The organism is Variovorax paradoxus, assembly GCF_040544635.1.
In the GTDB taxonomy this organism is placed as follows: Bacteria; Pseudomonadota; Gammaproteobacteria; order Burkholderiales; family Burkholderiaceae_C; genus Variovorax; species Variovorax paradoxus_R.
Genome location: NZ_JBEPKJ010000006.1, coordinates 251,912 through 271,047, shown reverse-complemented (window position 1 = coordinate 271,047; position 19,136 = coordinate 251,912). Strand labels below are relative to the sequence as shown.

Below are 19,136 nucleotides of genomic sequence, written 5' to 3'. Positions count from 1 at the left end.
GGCGCGCCTCGCCCTCTAGAATCCGCGCGCTGCACCCGCAGTCATTTTCAAAAATAGACACCCGAGGGAAATCCATGTTCAAGCGCCTTGCCGCTGCCGCCCTGCTGGCAGCCACCGTCGTTTCCACGACCGTCGTCCACGCCCAGCGTCCCTCGCCGCCGCAGGGCCCGCTGATCAGCGGCTACCTGTGCTGCAACATGCGCACCTACGGCAACTCCATCAGCGACATCAACTACGACGAGCAGGGCACGAGCATCGTGGCCGTGGGCACACCGGCCCGCATCACGGCCTACGACTTCCGCTGGTTCAACCTCGATCTGGCAGGCAAGCCCCAGCGCATCAAGAACGACTACAGCCGCAACATCACGCTGATCGACTTCGCCAAGCGCTACGTGGTGACCGAAGACCCGAAGCAGAAGATGGCGGCCTTTGCGCCCGCAGTCCGCGATGCCATCGTCGCCGGAAAGGTTGCGCCCGGCATGACGCGCGAGCAGGTGCTGATGGCCATCGGCTATCCGGTGGCCGGCGAGAACCCCAGCCTCGATGCACCCACGTGGCGCTACTGGCGCGACAGCTGGTCGGAGTACCAGGTCAACTTCGACGAGAAGGGCCTGGTCAAGAGCGTGCTGGGCGACCCGGTGGCGCTCAGCCGCGTGCTGGCACCAACACCTTAGTTCGCGTTGGCGCGCGTCTCGGTGCGACACGCGCAATCCCCTAGAGGTTTTGCATCGCGGGGGGCTGTTCCGCCCCTATCATTTGACTGAATGCCGCGCATCGGCGCGTCGGCCAAATTGAAACTTTTTGATGGAGTTACCGCGATGAAACCCGTCTCCGAACTGCTCAAGCGCCACGATTCCGCGGCTTGGCGCACCTCGCCGGACACCAGCGTGTTCGATGCGCTGGCAACCCTGGCGCGTTTCGAAGTGGGCGCGCTCATGGTGATGGACGGCGAGAAGCTGGTGGGCTTTCTCTCCGAGCGCGACTACACCCGCAAAGTGGCGCTGCAGGGCAAGAATTCCAAGGAAATGAAGGTCTCCGAGATCATGACGCCCGACGTGATGACCGTGACTCCGCAAACCCGTACGCGCGCCTGCATGGCGCTGATGAGCCAGCGCAAGTTCCGCCACCTGCCGGTGGTCGACGGCGACAAGGTGGTCGGGATGATCTCCATCCAGGACCTGATGGACGACATCATCGCCGACCACGAAGTGACCATCGCCCAACTCACGACCTATATCCAGAGTTGAATCCCTGCCTGCTCCAAGGTGGGGAACACGCCTACGCGCAGCGGGGCCGTTTAGGGCGCACAGTAGGGGCTCGTTCATCCATCAGCAGGGACATGGCATGCAGATTCAGGTCAACACGAGCAACGGCATCAACAACAAGGACGCGCTGGAGCGCTGGGCGGATACCGAGATCAAGCAACAGCTGAGCCGTTTCGTCGAGGACGTGACACGCGTCGAGGTTCATTTGAGCGACGAGAACCACGACAAGGCCGGCGGCGGCGACAAATGCTGCGTGATGGAAGCCCGCCTCGCCCACCACAAACCGCTTGCGGTAACGCAGCACGCCACCAGCCTCGACGAGGCCTTTCGCGGCGCGTCCGACAAACTCAAGCGCCTGCTGGACAACACGCTGGGCCGCTTGAACAACCACCGCGACCGCGAATCGATCCGCAAGGACGCGGGCTTCATCGCGGAGTAGCCGGGGTCACCCGGGCTTTGCCGGTTTCCGGGTGAGCGCCTTGGTGCGGGGCGCTCCGGCGGGAATCAGCGGCGGCCGGTGGCCGGTCTGCATCCACTCGTCATAGAAGCCGATCTTGCGGTCGACCAGCGACAAGGCGCGTTTCCAATCGGCAATGGTTTCGGTCACGCGCGCACGGTGCGCCGCGAGCATGTCGCGGCGCTGGTGCAGCGTGGTCTTGCCCCGCAATGCGAGCGCGGTGTATTCGCGCATCTCGGCAATCGACATGCCGGTGCGGCGCAGCCGGTCCATCAGGTCGAGCCAGCCGACGTGCAGCTCGCCGTAGAGGCGCCGGCCGCCCTCGTCGCGCGAAACGCCGGGCACGAGGCCTTGCGCTTCGTACCAGCGAATGGCGTGCACCGTTCGGCCGGTGCGCGCGGCGAGCTCGCCGATGTGAAAAGGAGTGCCGCTCTCAGCCGGCATGGGCGGCGGCGGACGGCGCCTGGAGCGCCTCCTGCACCAGTGCGGTGTCGAAGTACTCGGTCAGTTCTTTCACCTTGCCTCCTTCGAGTCGATAGACGTAGCAATAGCGGTTGTTGTAGCGCTTGCCGGCCTTGGTGGGCACGTCACCGCTGAAGAGCACCACCACCCGGTCTCCCTCGGCAATGATGCGCTCGGTCTTGCTCACGTAAGGGCCTGCGAATTGCGCGAACAGCGGCTTGAGCAGCTCCTCGCGGATGGCGGCCTTGCCCGCGTAGGTGCGCGACCACGGCGTGGTGCCTTCCAGCGTCCAGCGGGCATCGTCGGCCAGGCTGTCGGTGAAGAACTGGCCGTTGCCCTGGTCCAGCTCGGCGTGGATGCGCTGCACCAGCGCCTTGTTGTCTGTCGTCGTGTTCATGGCTGCAATTTCCTCGTGGAATGAATGAACCGGAAGTCCCGGTGAATTCATTGGAAATGCTCAAGTGCACTCTAGGTCAAGTGCCATGAACAAGGCTGGCGCATCAGCCTTTTCTTGCGTTCGCCATGGCCTTGCCGACCTCATTGCTGCCTTGGGCGGTGCCGCTTTGCGGCACGATTTCGCCTTCGCGCGAGGTCACTTCGGCGAGCCGCGCGGCCAGTTGCTCGGGTGTGTCCGCGCCAATGCCGAGCCAGGCGCCCTGCGTCAACGTGATGTGCGCGGCCTCGAAGGTGCCGGCGCCCGCACAAAGAATGGTGCGGTTCGGCGCATCCGCCGAGGCCAGCACCAGCATGGCGGGCACCACGGCCTCGGGCTTGAGCGCATCGAGCACTTCCTGCGGCATCAGGCCCTCGGTCATCCGCGTGGCCGCCGTGGGGGCCAGGCAATTGACGCGAATGTCGTTCTTTGCGCCCTCGATGCTCAGCGTCTGCATGAGGCCCACCAGCGCGAGCTTGGCGGCGCCGTAGTTGCTCTGGCCGAAGTTGCCGTAGAGCCCGGAAGACGAGGTGGTCATGACGATGCGGCCGTATTTCTGCTCGTTCATGAGCGCCCAGACGGCCTTGGTGCAGTTCACCGCGCCCATCAGGTGCACGTCGACCACCAGCTTGAAATCGGCGAGCTCCATCTTGGCAAAGCTCTTGTCGCGCAGGATGCCGGCGTTGTTGACCAGGATGTCGACCCGGCCCCAGGCGTCGACAGCCTGCTGCACCATGGCCTGCACCGCTTCGAAGTCGGTCACGGAAGCGCCGTTGGCCATGGCCTCGCCGCCCCCGGCCTTGATTTCGTCGACCACGGCCTGCGCAGCGCTCACCGACGCACCGGAGCCGTCGGCTGTGCCGCCGAGGTCGTTGACCACCACCTTGGCCCCGCGCGCCGCCAGGGCCAGCGCATGCTGGCGGCCCAGGCCGCCGCCCGCGCCGGTCACGATGACCACTCGGCCCTTGAAGTCGATGGTGCTGTTGCTCATTGTGTCGCTCTCGCTGCTTTCCTTGGAGATGGGGGTGTCCGCTGGCCGCTGTGGCGGCCGGCTGGCGTTTTACCCCAGAAAAGCGTGCCTGGGCGGCGGTCTTGGCGCGAACTCAGTCGCGCGCGTGACGCAGGGTTTCGCAGTAGGCCACCAGCTGGTCGAGCTCGGCCGACTTGTCGAAGAAAGCATCGGCGCCCAATTCCTCCGAACGCTGGCGCATCTCGGACGTGGCGTAATTGCTCAGCACCACGACCTTCTGGTTCTCCGCGCGGTCGCGGCAGGCCCTGACCACGCCCAGGCCGTTGCCGCGCTCCAGGAAGAGATCGACGATGGTCAGGTCCCAGTCGTCGCGATGCTGATGCAGCCAGTGCACGGCCTCTGCCTCGCTGCTGGCGCAGGCCACCACGTCCGCATCGGCCACGTCATGCAGGAAACCGACGAGGTTTTCACGGATGAGGGCGTTGTCCTCGACAAGATAGGCCTTGAAAGTCATGCCGGAATCTCCGGCCAAACCACGAGCCGGAGGGAAAAACTGGAACTTGCGGGGTGCATGCCACCCATGGTCTCCATGGCGGCGGACTCCGCAGTGAGCCATGCCGGCCAATGCCTGTAGGCCATCGGCCCCCGCAGCTGTCGTCAGGCGGGCTTTGTGACAGTGAGACGCGTAGGACAGTAACGGCGTCAGGCCGCGACGGCCATTCGCCCGCGGCCCAGCCCCAGGCGCGCTGGCGACACGTACTGTTCGCGGTAGATCTCGAAAGGCAGGGTGTCGGCGGCCTCGATGCGCTTCTGCTCCTGGATCGACTCCTCGGTCATGCGCTCGAACCCGGCCTGCTGCTCGGCCGAGAACGGCAGGGCCAGGAGCGCGGCGCGAATCTGCTCGGACTGCGCCCGCACAAAGCCGGTGAAAGAGTTGCCGTAGCGCTCCTCGATGACGGCCAGCACGCGCGCCGAAGGCAGGCTGTCCGGGTTCTGCAAGGCGGAAAGCGCCGCACGCACCGCATCGGCGTGCTGCGTGCCGCCGTTGGCGGCGTCGAGCGCGGCGGCAATGGGCAGGCATTGCCCGACCAGTTCGATGCCCCAGTCGGCCAGCCCCACCTCGCGCCCGCCGCGCAGCAGCTGCAGGCCCGGTTCGCGCCCGCGTGCGGCGGTGAGGTGCTGGTTGTGCGCCAGCTCGGCAATTTCCTGGGGCGTATCGGTCGGGCTGTCGCTCAAGAGGCACTGCATCAGGAACACGTCGATAAAACGCATGGTCTGCGCATTGATGCCCACCGGCTCGAAGGGGTCGAGGTCCATCAGCCGCACCTCGACGTATTCGACGCCGCGCTCGCGCAGCGCATGCAGCGGACGCTCGCCGGGGTTGATCACGCGCTTGGGTCGGATGGTGCCGTAGAACTCGTTCTCGATTTGCAGCAGGCTGGTGCCCAGCTGGTTGTAGTCGCCGCCCAGGTTGCGGATGCCGATGGACTCATAGGCCGGCCAGGGCCGCGTGAGTGCGTCCTGCAGCGAGGCGCCGTAGCCTTCGAGGCTGTTGTAGCTCACGGCCAGCGAGGCCTGCGCATCGCTCTGGTAACCCAGGCGCCCCATGCGCAGCGAAGTGCCGTGCGGCATGAACATGCTGCCGTCGCCCAGCGGCTGCAGTTCGTGCGGCCGGCCCGCGACAAAGCTCGAACACAACGCCGGCGAGGCGCCGAACAGGTACAGCAGCAGGAAAGCGTGGCGCCGAAAATTGCGGATGAGCGCGAAATACTGTTCGCTCGACACGTCGGGCAGCGACCAGTTGTAGTGAATGCCCGAAATGGTCTGCATGCGCCGCCCATAGCGGTGGCTCAGGCCCATGCGGTAGACGCTCTTGGCGCGCCCCACGTTCGAGGAGCCGTAGCGCCCGATGGGAATGGTTTCGTCGGTCGGCAGGCCGCAGGGCATGCTCGAGACCCACAGCCGCTCGTCTCCCAGCGTGTCGAGCACGCGGTAGGTGAACTGGTGCACGCGGGTCAACTCCTCGAGCGCAGATTCGACATCGGCATGCACGCCCGTGATGAGCTCCAGCTGCGATTCGCTGAAGTCGGTGGTGATGTGCGGGTGGGTGAGCGCCGAGCCCAGGGCAATGGGGTGCGGCGTGAGCGCAAGTTTGCCGTCCGGCAGCGCGCGCAGGCTTTCCTTCTCGAGGCCCCGCCGCATTCCCTTCAACCGCGCGGCTGAGAGTGCCCCTAGCCTCTGCTGCAATCTGCTGCTCATATTGTTATACCCGTCAATCTTCTAAGGGGCTGGAAGGTAGCACGGCCGCGCGGGCACTGCTCGTGCAGGGAATCCCGGGATTCGCTATGCTGCGCGCCGCTATTGTTTTGATAGCTGAGTTCATGTCGCGAGCCCTTTTTCAGCCAGATCCGGCGCCTGAAATCGAAAATCAGATGCGCGCCGCCGCGAGATCGATCTCGTCGGATTCGTAGACGGAGATCTGCGGCATGCCGTCGGCCATGGCGGCCAACGCCTTCGCGAAGGCACGCGAGGCCTCGACGCGGAAATGCGCCTTCAGCGCCTCCATGTCGCTCCAGCGCTCCACGAAGGTGAGCCGCAGCGGCTGCTGCACGTCGGCGCTGACCTCGTGCGAGATGCAGCCGGGTTCGGTGCGCGAGCGCAGCACATGCTCCGTGCTGATGGCCAGCATCGCCTGCAGGGTTTCGGCTTTCGCCATGGCGTGTCCGATAACCAGAATCATTTTGTCGTCTCCTTTCGCGGGTGCGTGAAGGCGCCGAAGGGCATGAAGTGAAGGGCGTTATGGCGCCAGCACGCGCAGGAGAAACCGGTTCAGATCGGCAATCTCCTCCATGCAGACCGAATGCGCCATCGTGTATTCATGCCACTCGACGGTATAGCCCAATGCGGCGAGCGCGTCTCGCGACTGCAGCGCCCTGTCGAGCGGCACCACCGGGTCTTGCCGGCCATGCGCCAGGAACACCGGGGTTTCGTGATTGGCCGCGTGCCGTTCGGCCGCGGTGGTGGCTGCGATGGGCAGGTAGCCCGAGAGGCCGACGATGCCCGCCAGCCGCTCGGTATGGCGCAGGCCGGTCATCAGCGCCATGGCGCAGCCTTGCGAGAAACCGGCCACCACGATGCGGTCGGCTTTGATGCCGCGGGCTTTCTCGCTGGCAATGAGCGTTTCGATGGTGGCCTGCGAGCGGCGCAGGCCCGCCTCGTCCTCGCGCGCGGCCAGGTCGGCCACCGCAATGTCGTACCAGGCCGGCATCTGGTAGCCGCCGTTGATGGTGACCGGGATCACCGGCGCATTCGGGAACATGAAGCGCACCGGGCCCACGCTCGACAGGTCGAGTTCATTGGCAATCGGCACGAAGTCGTTTCCGTCGGCGCCAAGGCCGTGCATCACGATCACCGTGGCGGTGGGATGGGGAGCGGTTTCGATTTCGATCGGGGAACGGGACATGGTCGGTAGAAGGTATTCAAAAAACTCGAACACCAGACCTTAGCGCATTCGGGCCGCCTGGGGCGCTGTCTCACGGAATGCAACACAATGGCGGTTCCGCGGAAATTCCATGAGCCTGAACCCGAAGCCCTCTCCTGCCGCCAAGGCATTCGACAGCGAAGCCCTGCTGCGCAGCACCGGCCTGCGCGTGACGCGTGCCGCGCAAACCGTGCTGGAATTGCTGGAACACGCCTCCCAGCCCCTGACGCATGACGACGTGGTTGCCGCCTACACCACCGCCACGGGTGAAACGCCCGACCGCGTCACGATCTACCGCGTGCTCGACCGCCTGGTCGAAGCGGGCCTGTGCGACCGCCGCGTGGGCGCGGACCGCGTCAACCGCTTCTCGCGCCACGTCGAAGCCGCTTCGGGCAACATCTTCGAATGCGACCAGTGCCACAAGGTGCTGGCGCTGCCTTCCGATCCCGAGCTCCCCAAGATGATGAGCCGGCTGGGCCGGGAACTGCGCAAGCAAGGCATCGACGCCCGCCACACCGCGCTCACGCTGCACGGCACCTGCGGGGAATGCAAGGGCTGAGCGCCGGGCGGGCCTGTATCTATTCCGTGGCCTACACGTTCCACGAAGGGAACGGGTCGGGAAGGTTCGCCCACCACGAAGCGCCGTAGCGCATTTCGCTTTCCGTCAGCAGGCAGGCATCGAGCCGCGCGCGCAGGCCGGCCTCGTCCATGCCGATGCCGATCAGCACCAGTTCCTGCCGCGCATCGCCGGTGGCCGGGTCCCAGTTCTTGCGGATGATTTCCAGCGCTTCTTCGTCGGCAGGCCAGTGTTCGCGCGGCACCGCCGCCCACCACAGCCCCGCGACGCCGTAGCGGCAGGCGCCACCCGCCTGCGACCACGAGCCCGCACGCGTGGCGCGGCTTGCGAGCCAGAAGAATCCCTTGGAGCGAACCACGCCCTCCCACTCGCTTTGCACCAACTCCCAGAAGCGCTGGGGGTGGAACGGCAGCCGCGCGCGATAGACAAAGCTGCGAATGCCGTAGGTTTCGCTCTCGGGCACGTGCTCGCCGCGCAACTCGGCCAGCCAGCCGGGCGCGCGTTCGGCCTCCTCGAAGTCGAACAGGCCCGTGTCCAGCACCCGATCGAGCGCAACGCGGCCGAACTCCGAGGTCTCGATGCGCGCACGCGGATTGAGACTGCGCAGAATGGCCATCAGGCGCTCGCGCTCTTCGGCGGTAACGAGATCGGTTTTGTTGACCACCAGCACGTCGCAGAACTCGATCTGCTCGATCAGCAGGTCGACCACGGTGCGCGTGTCTTCATCGCCGAGCGACTGGCCGCGCTGGCCGAGGCTGTCGGGCGAGCCGTAGTCGCGCAGGAAGTTGAAGGCATCGACCACGGTCACCATGGTGTCCAGCCGCGCCACGTCGGCCAGGCTCTTGCCGTCCTCGCCGGCGAAGGTGAAGGTTTCGGCCACCGGCAGCGGCTCCGAGATGCCGGTCGACTCGATCACGAGCTGGTCGAAGCGCCCTTCCTTCGCAAGCCGGCCCACCTCGACGAGCAGGTCTTCGCGCAGCGTGCAGCAGATGCAGCCGTTGCTCATCTCGACCAGCTTCTCGTCGGTGCGCGAAAGCTCTGCACCGCCGCCGCGCACCAGGGCCGCGTCGATGTTGACCTCGCTCATGTCGTTGACGATGACCGCCACGCGGCGGCCCTCGCGGTTGTGCAGGATGTGATTGAGCAGCGTGGTCTTGCCGGCGCCGAGAAAGCCGGACAGCACGGTGACGGGAAGGCGGTCGGTCATGAGATATGGCTTTATATGCAACAGAATTGCATTATACGAACCAACGCAACCAAGTTGCGTTTATCTCGGACCGACATTGCCCCGCCCCAGCACCGGCATAGACTCTTGCGTTCGATGCAACACCCTGGCCTTCCCGTTCTCTACAGCTTTCGCCGCTGTCCCTACGCCATGCGCGCCCGGCTCGCACTGGCCGCCAGCGGCGAGCCTTGCGAACTGCGCGAAGTGGTTCTGAAGAACAAGCCGCCCGAAATGCTGGCGGTGTCGCCGAAAGGCACGGTGCCGGTGCTGGCGATGGTCGACGGCACGGTGCTGGAGCAAAGCCTCGACATCATGCTGTGGGCCCTGCGCCGCAACGACCCGCTGCGCTGGCTGGAGCCCGGCGCCGGCACGCCCGACGACATGCTCGCGCTCGTGGCTGCGTGCGACAACGACTTCAAGCCGCAGCTCGACCGCTACAAATACCCGGGCCGGTTCGAGGATTCGTCCGGGAACGCATGCGAACGCGGTTCGCAATTCCTCCTGCAGCTCGAGGCAAGGCTTGCCGCCGGTTCCGGTCAACTCTTCGGCGCGCGGACCACCTTGGCCGATGCCGCGGTCATGCCTTTCGTGCGGCAGTTCGCCATGGTCGATTCCGCGTGGTTCGAAGGCCAGCCCTGGCCGCTGCTGCGCACCTGGCTGGCCGGCTGGTCCAAATCGCCGCTCTTCGAGCGTGCGATGCGGAAGTACGCGCCATGGGTCTCAGGCGAAATTGGCGTTGTCTACCCGCCAGCCTGATCAGCCGAAGTTTGGCGCCCGCCGTTCGCGCAGCGAGGCGACACCCTCGCGCACGTCGGCGCCTGCAAAACCCATGAACTCCAGTGCCAGCGAGGCATCGAAGGTTGGCCCGGCCTGGCGCAGCCAGTTGTTGAGCGCGTACTTGGTGAGGCGAATCGCGCTCTGGCTGCCGGCGGCGAGCCGGTCGGCCACTTCGTAAGCGCGCGGCAGCAGGTCGGCCTCGTCGACCGCAAGCGACACCAGGCCGATGCGCTCGGCTTCCTCGCCGCTCACCGGCTCGCACAGCAGCAGGTGGTACTTGGCCTTGGCCATGCCGCACAGGAGCGGCCAGACAATGGCCGCATGGTCGCCAGCCGCCACGCCGAGCCGCGTATGGCCGTCGACGATCTTTGCGCCCTTGCTGGCAATGGAAATATCGGCGAGCAGCCCCGCCACCAGCCCCGCGCCGACGGCCGGGCCGTGCATGGCGCTCACGATGGGCTTGTCGCAATTGATGATGTTGTAGACGAGGTCGCGCGCTTCTTTCCACACGCGCTGGCGCACCGCGTCGTCGGTGGTCATGTCTTGCACCATCGCAAGATCGCCGCCGCCCGAGAAGCCCAGCCCTTCGCCCCGCAGCACCGCGCAGCGCACCGTGTCGTCGGCCGACACGTCGCGCCAGATTTCGGCCAACTCGCGGTGGCCGTCATGGCCCGCCGTCGGCAGCTTGCCGTTGGCCGCGCGCATCTGGATGTCGAGCACCGCATCGTTGATGCCGCGGCGCGTGATGGAGAGGGTCTGGTAGCGGGCGTAGTCCATGGTGTCTCCGCCCCGCGCAGGTGCGAGGCCCTTCTTCTTCGTCGAAAAAACGAGAGGCCTATTTTCGCGCCGCAATTTCGCGGCAGCGCTGCACGTTGGCATCGAAACGTGGCGCCAGGCCGGGCTCGCAGGCTTCGTCGCCGGGCGTGAGCTTGCACATGCCGACGACTGCGTAGTCCATCACCGCCGCAGTACACATCGGGTAGGCCGCGAGGTCGGGATTGGCCTTGGCCTTGAAGCCCCAGCGCTCGGAAAACTGCACCGTGCGGGCCATCGCGCCGTGGAAGAAGCTGCGGTCCCGGGCGGCGACGGCGGCCTCCATGCGCGGCAGCTCCTCGTTCAGGTAGCCGACGGCGTCCTGGGGAAACGCCGACGGCGAATCTTGCTGGGCATTTGCGAGCGATGCGGCCAGCACGAGCGGCAGGACAGCGACGGCGCGCCGCAGCGAAGAAGGCGCGAAACGGGCGAACAGGCTTTGTTGGTGCATGGTCCGGGATTTTGCAACGTTTGGAAGCACCTTTGAAATGGCGGGCGCCGCGCCTACTTGCTTTTTTTCTGCCGGTCGAACTTGCGCCAGTACTGGAATTCGTCTTCGTGCACTTCCAGATCGACTTCGGAAATGCGCGATTGCAGCCGCTCCTGCACATCGGCCACGGCCTTGTTGTAGACGATCGGGCCCACCTCTTCAAGGAAGAAGCCGAGCAGCGCGCCGGCCGCGATGTTGCCGATCTTCTCTTCCATGTTCTCGTTGAAGTAGCGCTCGATCGAGGTGATCGCCTGCTGGCGCGCTTCCTTGGAAATCTCGATGGTCATGCGGGCCGCTCTTGGAGGTTGGGGCGTTCGATTGTGCCGCTACCATGCGCTGCGGGCACGCGCGGCCCGCAGCACAAAGACCTACAACACGGAGACCGCCTCATGAAATTTCGCCCTGCCTCGCTGGCCGCCCTTGCCCTGGCCGCCCTCGCCGCCATTTCGGGCTGCACCAACCTGACACCCACCGTGCCGCAGCGCCAGCTGATGCTGGTCGCCAACGACGAGAAGCAGTCGTGGAGCGATGCCGGTGCCGTGATCCTCGCCCCCATGGGGCGCGACACGGTGCAGGTGCTGGACATCGGCACCGACCCGCTCGCCCCGAAGCTCGTCGGCACGCTGCAGCTGGACAACACCATTGCCGGCCCGCCGGTCAACCTTGCCATCACGCCCGGCGAAACGCTGGCGCTGGTCGCCAACTCGCTCAACGTGGTGGAAGAAAACGGCGTGCGCAGACAGGTGCCCGACAACCGACTCTTCGTGATCGACCTGACCACCACGCCGCCCAAGCTGATCGACACGCTCACCGTGGGCAAGCAGCCTTCGGGCCTGTCGATCAACCGCGCGGGCAACCTCGCGCTGGTGGCCAACCGCGCCGACAACTCGGTCAGCGTGCTGCGCATCGCGGGCAAGAAGGTGACGCTGATCGACACCGTGGCCATGAACGATTCCGTGGCACACGTGCGCTTCACGCCCGACGGCAAGCGCGCGCTGGCCGCGAAGTTTCCGACCCACAAGATCGCGCTGCTCGAAGTGAACGGCGAGAAGGTCAGCTACAACAAGGTGGACCTCGCGGCCGGCCTCTGGCCCTACAACGTCGACGTGACGCCCGACGGCAAGCTTGCGCTCACGGCCGACAACGGCAACTCCGGCGCATCGGACGGACAGATCGACACGGTCAGCGTGATCGACCTTGAGGCCACGCCGCCGCGCGTGGTCGACAAGGTGGTGGTCGGCGACGGCCCCGAGGGCCTTGCCGTGAGCCCGACCGGCCGGCACGCGGTGGCCGTGCTCCTGCGCGGCAGTAACTCGGCGAAGAACGCCTACTTCTACAACCGCAACGGCTCGGTGGTGCTGCTGAAGATCGACGGCAAGAAAGTGACGCGCGCGAACGAGGTGGTGCTGCGCGGCCTGCCCGAAGGCGCGGTGTGGAGTGCCGACGGCAAGTACCTGTATGTGGGCAACTTCATCGACCAGGACATCACGATCCTGCGCGTGGACGGCGACACGCTGGTGCCGACGGGAAAGTCATTCCCGCTGCAGGGGCATCCGGCCGCGATGCGCGGGACAATGTCGCACTGACAACGCAAGCGACCTGATCGAAAAAAAGCCATGGCCCAACCCAAACGACAACTCCGCACGTTCGAACGCGGCATTCTCTGCCTCGCCATTGGTGCCGCCGTTCTGCTGGGGCCGCGCTTTCTGCAGGGCACGCGATGGTTCGATATGGTGGCGGGCGCCTACCTGGTCGGCTGGTTCGCGCTGGTGCTGGGGGTGGCGCTGGTCGGGGTCGGCCTGTTCCAGCGCGGCAAATCGCGCGAATAGGCACGCAACCAGGAAAAGACCCACCGGCCCAGGATCGGCCGACCGGTCAATCGGTCAATTGGTCGGCAAGAGGGCTCAGCCCTTCTTGCCCCGGAGCTTGCCGACGAGCTCCACGCCTGCCAGCACGATGGCTCCCGCCACGAGGCCCACACCGGCGTTCACGCCCATTGAGCCGAGCGCGCCGAACACGCCGCCCGTGGCCTTGGCCCAGTCTTCGATCGCGTGGCCGAACGCAGGCACGCCGTGCACCAGGATGCCGCCGCCCACGAGGAACATGGCCGCGGTGCCCGCAATCGACAGCCCCTTCATGAGCCAGGGCGCCGCAACCAGGATGCCGCGGCCCAGGGCCTGCGCCGCCTTGCTGGCCTGCTGGCTCAGGTACAGGCCCGCGTCGTCGAGCTTCACGATGCCGGCCACCAGGCCGTAGACGCCGACGGTCATGATCAGCGCAATGCCTGCGAGCACGCTGAACTGCGTGACAAACGGCTGGCCCTGCACGGTGCCCAGCGTGATGGCGATGATTTCCGCCGAAAGAATGAAGTCGGTGCGCACCGCGCCCTTGATCTTGTCCTTTTCGACCGCGACCACGTCGACGGTTTCGTCGGCCACCGCCCGCTCGTGACGCGCCGTGTCGGCCTCGTGCTCCTGCTTGTGCAGGAACTTGTGAGCCAGCTTCTCGAAGCCCTCGAAACAAAGGAAGGCACCGCCGATCATCAGCAGCGGCGTGACCAGCCAGGGCAGCCAGGTGCCGATGGCCAGTGCCGCGGGCACCAGGATGAGCTTGTTGACGAACGAGCCCTTGCACACGGCCCAGACCACCGGCAACTCGCGGTCGGCCTTGACGCCCGAGACCTGCTGCGCGTTGAGCGCCAGGTCGTCGCCCAGAACACCGGCCGTTTTCTTGGCGGCGACTTTGGTAAGGACGGAGACGTCGTCCAGAACGGTCGCGATGTCGTCGAGCAGCAGAAGCAGGCTGGTGGCCATGGCAATGGTCGGTGTGAAAAAAGAATCGGCGAGCTTAGCCGCAACCGCGGCCCTCGCCGGCAATACCCGTACGCGGCAGGCGCGTCAGGCGACGCTGCGCTTGAGGCGGATTTCTTCGACCCGCACGGTACCGAGCGCGGTGGTCTTGGCGGTCTTCATTTCACGCTTGAAGCCGGCAAGCTCGATGAAGCGCATGGCGCGGTCGTTGCGAATGGGCACCCACACGGTGACCGTGGTGCAGCCCTCTTCCTCCAGGCCTTCGCGCGCGGCGTCCCACAGCGCGACGCCGATGCCCTTGCCCCAGTGTTCGGGCTTGACGTAGATGGCCCAGATCTCGCCCGTGGTGGACGGCGTCTTGGGATCGCGCGAGCGGTCGAAGCCGACGAAGCCGACGATTTCGCTGCCGAGCACCGCCACCTGCACCTGCGGCTCGCTGAACTCGATGGCTTCGCGCCATTTGGCCTCGCGGGTGGCCGGGGCCAGCGCGCGCAGCTCTTCTTCGGGCAGGATGCCCTGGTAGGCAACCTGGGCAGCCAGGGTGTGGACTTCAGCGACGGCCTTGGCGTCGCGCATCGTGGCGGGGCGAACTTCGTAATCTGACATGAATGCGGAAAATCAAATGGAACCGGGTATTGTCGCCGCACCGCTAAACTGGGCGCTACATACGCCGCATACACAGCATCAAACAGGAGTCAGATATGGCCAAGGGTCAACAACGCGCGAACAAGGAAGCCAAGAAACCGAAGAAGGACACTTCGCCGCCCAAGCCCGTGGGCACCGGCGGCATCGAGCCGGTCCGCACGCTCACCACCGCGGTCATTCCGCGCGGCAAGCTCAAGAACAAGTGACCGACGAAGCGCCAGCGCCTGCCAAGCCGGCCCAGCCGCGGAACCCGCTGCACGGGCTCACGCTGGAAGCCATCGTCACGGCGCTGGCCGACTACTACGGCTGGGAGCAACTGGGCGAGCTTGTTCCCATCCGCTGCTTCACGTTCGAGCCGAGCGTGGGCTCCAGCCTCAAATTTCTGCGCAAGACGCCATGGGCGCGCGAGAAGGTCGAAAGCCTTTATCTCTTCATGCTGCGCGAACAGCGCCGCGAGCAACAACAGCAGCAGCCTCCGCAGCGATGAAGGTCCGGCTCGAACCCTCGGGCCTCGGCTTCGAGGCCGGGGCCGGCACCACGCTCCTGAAAGCAGCCGAGGCGGCCGGCATCGAAATGCCGAGCTCCTGCCGCAACGGCACCTGCCGCACCTGCATCTGCCAGCTGCTGTCGGGCTCTGTACACCACATCGTCGAATGGCCCGGCCTGAGCGCCGAAGAAAAGACCGAGGGCTGGATACTGCCCTGCGTGGCCGAAGCGCAAAGCGATCTTGCAATCGATGCGCCGAAGGCGTTTTCGGTCTTCTGAGACCGGTCCCCCTGTTCAGCTCTGCTTGACTGTCTGGGCCGGCATCGCGACCACCATTCGGTCGCGCTGCGCCAGCGAGGGGAACAGCTTGAACCAGCCCAGCGCCACCATCATGGTTCCCACGCCGCCCAGCACCACAGAGCCCACGGGCCCCAGCAGCGCCGCCGTGGCGCCCGATTCGAACTCGCCCAGCTGGTTGCTGGCGCCGATGAAGATCGAATTGACCGCGCTCACCCGGCCGCGCATGGCGTCGGGCGTTTCGAGCTGAACCAGGGTCTGGCGGATGACGACGTTGACCATGTCGGCCCCGCCGGACACTGCCAGCGCAATCAGCGAAACGATGAAGCTGCGCGAGATGCCGAACACCACCATGCACAGCCCGAAGACCCCGACGGCGATCAGCAGGGTGCGGCCGATGCGGCGCTCGATGGGCCGGCGCGTGAGCGCAATCGACATCACGAGCGCGCCCACGGCCGGCGCCCCGCGCAGGAGCCCGAGCCCCCACGGCCCGCTGTGCAGGATGTCCTTGGCGTAGATGGGCAGCAGCGCCACCGCGCCGCCCAGCAGCACCGCGAAAAGATCGAGCGACACGGCGCCGAGCACCGGCTTGCGCTTCCAGATGAAATTGACCCCGGCGAATACCGTGGCCAGCGTGACCGGCTCGCGCGCGGCCGGCGTATAGGCATAGCGCAACCGCAGCACCAGCACGCAGGCGATGGCAAAGCACAGCACGCTCGCGCCGTACACCACCGCCATGCCCGCCACGAACAGCAGGCCGCCGAGCGCCGGCCCGCCGATGATCGCGCCCTGCATGCCGGCCGAGCTGAAAGCCATGGCCCGCGGCAGCATGATGGGCGGCACCAGCAGCGGCGTCAGCGCCTGCTGCGCCGGCATCTGGAAGGCCCGCACGGCGCCGAGCACCAGCGACAGCCCCAGCAGCAGGCCGCGCGTGTCGAACCGCTGCGCCACCGCGAGCAGCAGCACCAGCGCCACCACCCCCTGCACCGCAAAGCAGGCCGCCACGATACGGCCCCGATGACGGCGGTCGACCACGTGGCCGGCCAGCAGCGCCAGCAGCAGCGCGGGAACGAACTGGTAGAGGCCGACCAGGCCGAGATCCCACGCGCTGCCGGTGAGCTCGTACATGTGCCAGCCGATGGCCACCAAAAGCATCTGCGACGCCGCGGTGCCGAACAGGCGCGCCACCCACATCTGCATGAACGGGCGCTCGCGCCTGAGGTCGGAAAAGCTCGGGGGCGGAGTAACGGAGGCGGAAACCGACGCAGCGGAAGAGGAAGGAAAGGCGGGGCCGGACATTCGTTCGAGGATAGCCGAGGCTTCATGAGCCTCGCATGAGGGTGGGCTCTCCTTCTTCCTCTCTACACTCGGCCGCATCCATGCCCGATACCGCCTCCCTCGACCTCATCGATCTCGTTCACGAAGACGCCCATCTGCTGGTGCTGAACAAGCCTGCCGGCCTGCTGTGCGTGCCCGGGCGCGGCGAAGACAAGCAGGACTGCCTGAGCGCGCGCGCCATGCAGCGGTGGCCCGACGCGCTGATCGTTCACCGGCTCGACATGGCGACCAGCGGACTGGTGCTGATGGCGCGCGGCGCCGCCATGCAGCGCGCACTCGGCGACGCGTTTGCGAACCGCGTGGTGCACAAGCGCTACGAGGCCATCGTGGACGGCACGATGCCGGCGCAACAAGACGAATGGTCGACCATCGATGCGCCGGTGATGGCCGATTGGCCCCGGCGCCCGCTGCAGAAGGTGGATCCGGCGGGCAAGCCCAGCGTCACGCGCTGGCGGGCGCTTTCTTCAGTATCGAATGGAGAAACCGCTGCCACGCACGTGCTGCTGGAGCCGCTCACGGGCCGGTCGCATCAGCTGCGCGTGCACATGCTGTCGATCGGCCATCCGATTCTGGGCGATGCGCTCTATGGCAGTGCCGAGGTCCAGGCGCGCGCCCCGCGCCTGCTGCTGCATGCGAGCGAGCTGGGCTTCGTGCACCCCGCAACGCAGCAGATGCTTCGCTTTCAGAGCCAGCCGGACTTCGCCCTTTCTCTTTCTTCTTCTCTTTTTTCTACAGCCCGCCCTTGACCACGAGCACCGGCATCGGTGCGTCCTGGAGCACGCGTTGGGTCACGCTGCCGAGCAGCAGCTTCTCGATGCCGCTGCGGCCGTGCGAACCCATCACGATCAGGTCGGCCGCAATGGCAATGGCGGTATCGACGATGCCTTCGTGCACCACATGCCCGTCGATCACGCGCTGGTCGCTGTGCAGGCCTTCGGCCGCCAGGGCGGCAACGCCGCGTGCGAGCGCCGCATTCGCGCTCGCGGTGGCCGCGGCCAGGTATTCGTTCTGGCCGAGCGCGTAGTCCGCGCCCACGCCGATGAAAGGATAGTTGTCGATCACGTGAATCAACGTGATGCGGCTTCCGAACGCCAGCGCCAGGCCGCTGGCCTTGCTGACCGCGAGCATGGAAGTTTCGGAGCCGTCGATCGGAACCAGGATGTGATTGAACATGGCGGACCTCACTTTCATTCGTTCGCAGGCAGGCGCGGCTCGCAATCGAGCCGGGCCTCGAATTTAACCCCTCGGCCGGGGCGTGACTGTAGGACTCAAGCCAGCGGGGTCAATCCCCCTGGAAACCCTGAGCGCGGCAGGTGACGACGAGGGTGTCGCGCCAACCGGCGGCCTCCTCTTCGAGCGGCTGGATCGGCGTGGACTCGTGGATCACGCGTGCGTCGTCGAGCAGCAGCAGCGTCCACGGCTCGGTCATGGTGAAGCGCTCGCCACGCCTTCCGTTGGCTTCGAACACGCGCGTTTCGCCGCCCTTGATGCCACTTCGGCCCACCAGCGCCACCGCCACCAGGTCGACACCGTCGCGGTGCGCGCCTTCGGGCGTGGGCCGGCCGATGCCGCCGGCCGTGTCGATGCGGAACTGGTGCGCCTCGACGAACCACGGTTGCGCCGCGGCGCCGCGCATGCCGCTCGCCGCTTCGCCCAGGCGTTGCAGCAGGCGCTGCCACACCGGCTGCGCCACGGTGGCTTCGTGCATGGGCGCGAACCAGCGCTGCATGCCGCCATGCAGTGCGTTGTATTCGACCGGCTGCCAGTGCGCGCGATGCGGCACCTGCTCAATCGCCTGGCCTTCGACGGTGAAGCACGCATGGCGCCGCGTGCGATAGCGGCCGCCGTCCTTCAGGTATTCATCCGGTGGAAGACTGTTCCAGTCGGCGTGCAGTGCTTCGAGCTGGTCGAGCGGCACGCCGAGCCAGTCGCTCACGCCTTGCGGGCTGAGCACCGCATAGCCTTGTTCGCGCAGCGCGGCCGGCAGTTCGGCGGGCTGGATGAACGGCGGTGCGAACGCGGCCATGGTCACGACGCGGTGACTTTCACGTCCTTCCAGAACGCGACGCGATCGCGGATTTCCTCGGCTTCGGGCTTCGGGTCTGCGTAGTACCAGGCGGCGTCGGTGTGGAGTTCGCCGTTGACCAGCAGCGAGTAGTAGCTGGCCGTGCCCTTCCAGGCACAAGTGGTCTTGTGATTGCTGAAGGTGACGTGATCGCGGTTGAGCGAGCTCATCGGGAAATAGTGGTTACCTTCGACGAGCACGGTGTCGTCGCTTTCGGCGATGGTGACGCCGTTCCAGGTTGCTTTCATTGTCTTGCTCTCCACGGGGAAGGGATATTGTGCCCTTTGCTTTTTGTATGGGTTTCTGTCCGGGTGATCTGGGGCCTTGTTTGTTTCCCGAGGCCGGGATATCCGCCCGGCGGCGGACTCACTTTCTTTTGCTTCGCCAAAAGAAAGTAAGCAAAGAAAAGGCGACCCTACTGTCTGCGTCCCTTCGCTGCGCTACGGGCAACCTGCGGTGCTCGACTCCGGCGGGGGTCCGCAGAACTCGCTTCGCTCAAACAGCTGCGGCCCTGATCCCGCCTCCATCTGCGCTCCTCGGCGCAT

General features: G+C 66.1%; 28 protein-coding genes. 11 read left to right on the top strand and 17 right to left on the bottom strand.

What is annotated here, in order from left to right:
- Positions 1-74: 74 nt before the first annotated feature.
- The 3 genes from bamE to ABIC94_RS12815 all read left to right on the top strand — a co-directional run bounded on the left by bamE (position 75) and on the right by ABIC94_RS12815 (position 1,704).
- Positions 75-674 (top strand): outer membrane protein assembly factor BamE domain-containing protein, encoded by a 600-nt coding sequence (gene bamE / locus ABIC94_RS12825; RefSeq protein ID WP_354373379.1) that lies wholly within the window; start codon positions 75-77, stop codon positions 672-674.
- A 144-nt stretch (positions 675-818) separates the two neighbouring features.
- Complete coding sequence (locus ABIC94_RS12820; RefSeq protein ID WP_354373378.1) at positions 819-1,247, top strand: CBS domain-containing protein; 429 nt, start codon at positions 819-821, stop codon at positions 1,245-1,247.
- A 97-nt stretch (positions 1,248-1,344) separates the two neighbouring features.
- The gene (locus ABIC94_RS12815; RefSeq protein ID WP_354373377.1) at positions 1,345-1,704 is read left to right on the top strand and encodes an HPF/RaiA family ribosome-associated protein; all 360 of its coding nucleotides are present in this window, start codon (positions 1,345-1,347) and stop codon (positions 1,702-1,704) included.
- 6 nt (positions 1,705-1,710) lie between these two features.
- Here the strand turns inward: ABIC94_RS12815 and ABIC94_RS12810 are convergent, their stop codons facing one another.
- From ABIC94_RS12810 to ABIC94_RS12780, 7 genes are all read right to left on the bottom strand, one after another.
- Positions 1,711-2,166, bottom strand: a complete 456-nt coding sequence (locus ABIC94_RS12810; protein WP_354373376.1) for a MerR family transcriptional regulator — start codon at positions 2,164-2,166, stop codon at positions 1,711-1,713.
- Positions 2,156-2,581, bottom strand: coding sequence for a nuclear transport factor 2 family protein (locus ABIC94_RS12805; RefSeq protein ID WP_354373375.1), 426 nt, complete (start codon positions 2,579-2,581; stop codon positions 2,156-2,158). Before ABIC94_RS12805 ends, ABIC94_RS12810 begins: the two co-directional genes overlap by 11 nt.
- 103 nt (positions 2,582-2,684) lie before the next feature.
- A complete protein-coding gene (locus tag ABIC94_RS12800) occupies positions 2,685-3,608 on the bottom strand; it encodes an SDR family NAD(P)-dependent oxidoreductase (RefSeq protein WP_354373374.1) in 924 nt (307 codons plus the stop codon).
- Between the two features lie 112 nt (positions 3,609-3,720).
- Positions 3,721-4,101, bottom strand: coding sequence for a response regulator transcription factor (locus ABIC94_RS12795; RefSeq protein WP_354373373.1), 381 nt, complete (start codon positions 4,099-4,101; stop codon positions 3,721-3,723).
- 188 nt (positions 4,102-4,289) lie between these two features.
- Positions 4,290-5,846 carry a glutamate--cysteine ligase gene (gene gshA, locus ABIC94_RS12790; protein ID WP_354373372.1) on the bottom strand — a complete coding sequence of 519 codons (1,557 nt, stop codon included), beginning with the start codon at positions 5,844-5,846 and terminating at the stop codon, positions 4,290-4,292.
- 169 nt (positions 5,847-6,015) lie between these two features.
- Positions 6,016-6,327: a putative quinol monooxygenase gene (locus tag ABIC94_RS12785; protein ID WP_354373371.1), complete on the bottom strand. Its 312-nt coding sequence runs from the start codon at positions 6,325-6,327 to the stop codon at positions 6,016-6,018.
- Positions 6,328-6,384: 57 nt separating this feature from the next.
- Positions 6,385-7,050, bottom strand: a complete 666-nt coding sequence (locus tag ABIC94_RS12780; RefSeq protein WP_354373370.1) for an alpha/beta hydrolase — start codon at positions 7,048-7,050, stop codon at positions 6,385-6,387.
- A gap of 109 nt (positions 7,051-7,159) precedes the next feature.
- Between ABIC94_RS12780 and ABIC94_RS12775 the strand changes: the two genes are divergently transcribed.
- Positions 7,160-7,627, top strand: coding sequence for a Fur family transcriptional regulator (locus tag ABIC94_RS12775; protein ID WP_354373369.1), 468 nt, complete (start codon positions 7,160-7,162; stop codon positions 7,625-7,627).
- A gap of 31 nt (positions 7,628-7,658) precedes the next feature.
- Here ABIC94_RS12775 and zigA read toward each other — a convergent pair whose 3' ends face one another.
- Complete coding sequence (gene zigA, locus ABIC94_RS12770; RefSeq protein ID WP_354373368.1) at positions 7,659-8,852, bottom strand: zinc metallochaperone GTPase ZigA; 1,194 nt, start codon at positions 8,850-8,852, stop codon at positions 7,659-7,661.
- A 114-nt stretch (positions 8,853-8,966) separates the two neighbouring features.
- On the opposite strand from zigA, the gene ABIC94_RS12765 reads away from it, so the two are divergent.
- Positions 8,967-9,626: a glutathione S-transferase gene (locus ABIC94_RS12765; protein ID WP_354373367.1), complete on the top strand. Its 660-nt coding sequence runs from the start codon at positions 8,967-8,969 to the stop codon at positions 9,624-9,626.
- On the opposite strand, the gene ABIC94_RS12760 is transcribed toward ABIC94_RS12765, so the two are convergent.
- The 3 genes from ABIC94_RS12760 to ABIC94_RS12750 are packed head-to-tail and all read right to left on the bottom strand — an operon-like array spanning position 9,627 to position 11,237.
- Positions 9,627-10,424, bottom strand: a complete 798-nt coding sequence (locus tag ABIC94_RS12760) for an enoyl-CoA hydratase/isomerase family protein (protein WP_354373366.1) — start codon at positions 10,422-10,424, stop codon at positions 9,627-9,629.
- Positions 10,425-10,482: 58 nt separating this feature from the next.
- Positions 10,483-10,911 carry a hypothetical protein gene (locus ABIC94_RS12755; RefSeq protein ID WP_354373365.1) on the bottom strand — a complete coding sequence of 143 codons (429 nt, stop codon included), beginning with the start codon at positions 10,909-10,911 and terminating at the stop codon, positions 10,483-10,485.
- A gap of 53 nt (positions 10,912-10,964) precedes the next feature.
- Complete coding sequence (locus ABIC94_RS12750) at positions 10,965-11,237, bottom strand: DUF2164 domain-containing protein (RefSeq protein WP_354373364.1); 273 nt, start codon at positions 11,235-11,237, stop codon at positions 10,965-10,967.
- Between the two features lie 102 nt (positions 11,238-11,339).
- On the opposite strand from ABIC94_RS12750, the gene ABIC94_RS12745 reads away from it, so the two are divergent.
- Together ABIC94_RS12745 and ABIC94_RS12740 are read left to right on the top strand one after the other, a co-directional pair.
- The gene (locus tag ABIC94_RS12745) at positions 11,340-12,536 is read left to right on the top strand and encodes a lactonase family protein (RefSeq protein ID WP_354373363.1); all 1,197 of its coding nucleotides are present in this window, start codon (positions 11,340-11,342) and stop codon (positions 12,534-12,536) included.
- 30 nt (positions 12,537-12,566) lie between these two features.
- Positions 12,567-12,779, top strand: a complete 213-nt coding sequence (locus ABIC94_RS12740) for a hypothetical protein (protein ID WP_354373362.1) — start codon at positions 12,567-12,569, stop codon at positions 12,777-12,779.
- Positions 12,780-12,854: 75 nt separating this feature from the next.
- Here ABIC94_RS12740 and ABIC94_RS12735 read toward each other — a convergent pair whose 3' ends face one another.
- Together ABIC94_RS12735 and ABIC94_RS12730 are read right to left on the bottom strand one after the other, a co-directional pair.
- The gene (locus tag ABIC94_RS12735) at positions 12,855-13,763 is read right to left on the bottom strand and encodes a DUF808 domain-containing protein (protein ID WP_354373361.1); all 909 of its coding nucleotides are present in this window, start codon (positions 13,761-13,763) and stop codon (positions 12,855-12,857) included.
- Between the two features lie 84 nt (positions 13,764-13,847).
- Positions 13,848-14,366, bottom strand: coding sequence for a GNAT family N-acetyltransferase (locus ABIC94_RS12730; RefSeq protein WP_354373360.1), 519 nt, complete (start codon positions 14,364-14,366; stop codon positions 13,848-13,850).
- Positions 14,367-14,461: 95 nt separating this feature from the next.
- On the opposite strand from ABIC94_RS12730, the gene ABIC94_RS12725 reads away from it, so the two are divergent.
- From ABIC94_RS12725 to ABIC94_RS12715, 3 genes are read left to right on the top strand one after another with little or no spacing between them, the layout of a single operon-like run.
- Complete coding sequence (locus ABIC94_RS12725; RefSeq protein ID WP_354373359.1) at positions 14,462-14,611, top strand: hypothetical protein; 150 nt, start codon at positions 14,462-14,464, stop codon at positions 14,609-14,611.
- Positions 14,608-14,892, top strand: coding sequence for a VF530 family protein (locus ABIC94_RS12720; protein ID WP_354373358.1), 285 nt, complete (start codon positions 14,608-14,610; stop codon positions 14,890-14,892). Before ABIC94_RS12725 ends, ABIC94_RS12720 begins: the two co-directional genes overlap by 4 nt.
- A complete protein-coding gene (locus ABIC94_RS12715; RefSeq protein ID WP_354373357.1) occupies positions 14,889-15,170 on the top strand; it encodes a 2Fe-2S iron-sulfur cluster-binding protein in 282 nt (93 codons plus the stop codon). The genes ABIC94_RS12720 and ABIC94_RS12715 overlap by 4 nt, the downstream gene beginning before the upstream one ends.
- A 15-nt stretch (positions 15,171-15,185) precedes the next feature.
- On the opposite strand, the gene ABIC94_RS12710 is transcribed toward ABIC94_RS12715, so the two are convergent.
- On the bottom strand, positions 15,186-16,487 hold the full coding sequence (locus tag ABIC94_RS12710; protein WP_354373356.1) for an MFS transporter: 1,302 nt from the start codon (positions 16,485-16,487) through the stop codon (positions 15,186-15,188).
- A gap of 80 nt (positions 16,488-16,567) precedes the next feature.
- Between ABIC94_RS12710 and ABIC94_RS12705 the strand changes: the two genes are divergently transcribed.
- The gene (locus tag ABIC94_RS12705; RefSeq protein WP_354373355.1) at positions 16,568-17,272 is read left to right on the top strand and encodes an RluA family pseudouridine synthase; all 705 of its coding nucleotides are present in this window, start codon (positions 16,568-16,570) and stop codon (positions 17,270-17,272) included.
- Here the strand turns inward: ABIC94_RS12705 and ABIC94_RS12700 are convergent.
- The 3 genes from ABIC94_RS12700 to ABIC94_RS12690 form a co-directional block, all read right to left on the bottom strand.
- Complete coding sequence (locus ABIC94_RS12700; RefSeq protein ID WP_015866434.1) at positions 17,256-17,699, bottom strand: universal stress protein; 444 nt, start codon at positions 17,697-17,699, stop codon at positions 17,256-17,258. The genes ABIC94_RS12705 and ABIC94_RS12700 overlap by 17 nt on opposite strands.
- A 109-nt stretch (positions 17,700-17,808) precedes the next feature.
- Complete coding sequence (locus ABIC94_RS12695; protein WP_354373354.1) at positions 17,809-18,558, bottom strand: 2OG-Fe dioxygenase family protein; 750 nt, start codon at positions 18,556-18,558, stop codon at positions 17,809-17,811.
- Entirely contained in the window at positions 18,555-18,839 is a 285-nt protein-coding gene (locus ABIC94_RS12690) for a DUF427 domain-containing protein (RefSeq protein ID WP_145746146.1), read from the bottom strand. Before ABIC94_RS12690 ends, ABIC94_RS12695 begins: the two co-directional genes overlap by 4 nt.
- Between the last annotated feature and the right edge of the window lie 297 nt (positions 18,840-19,136).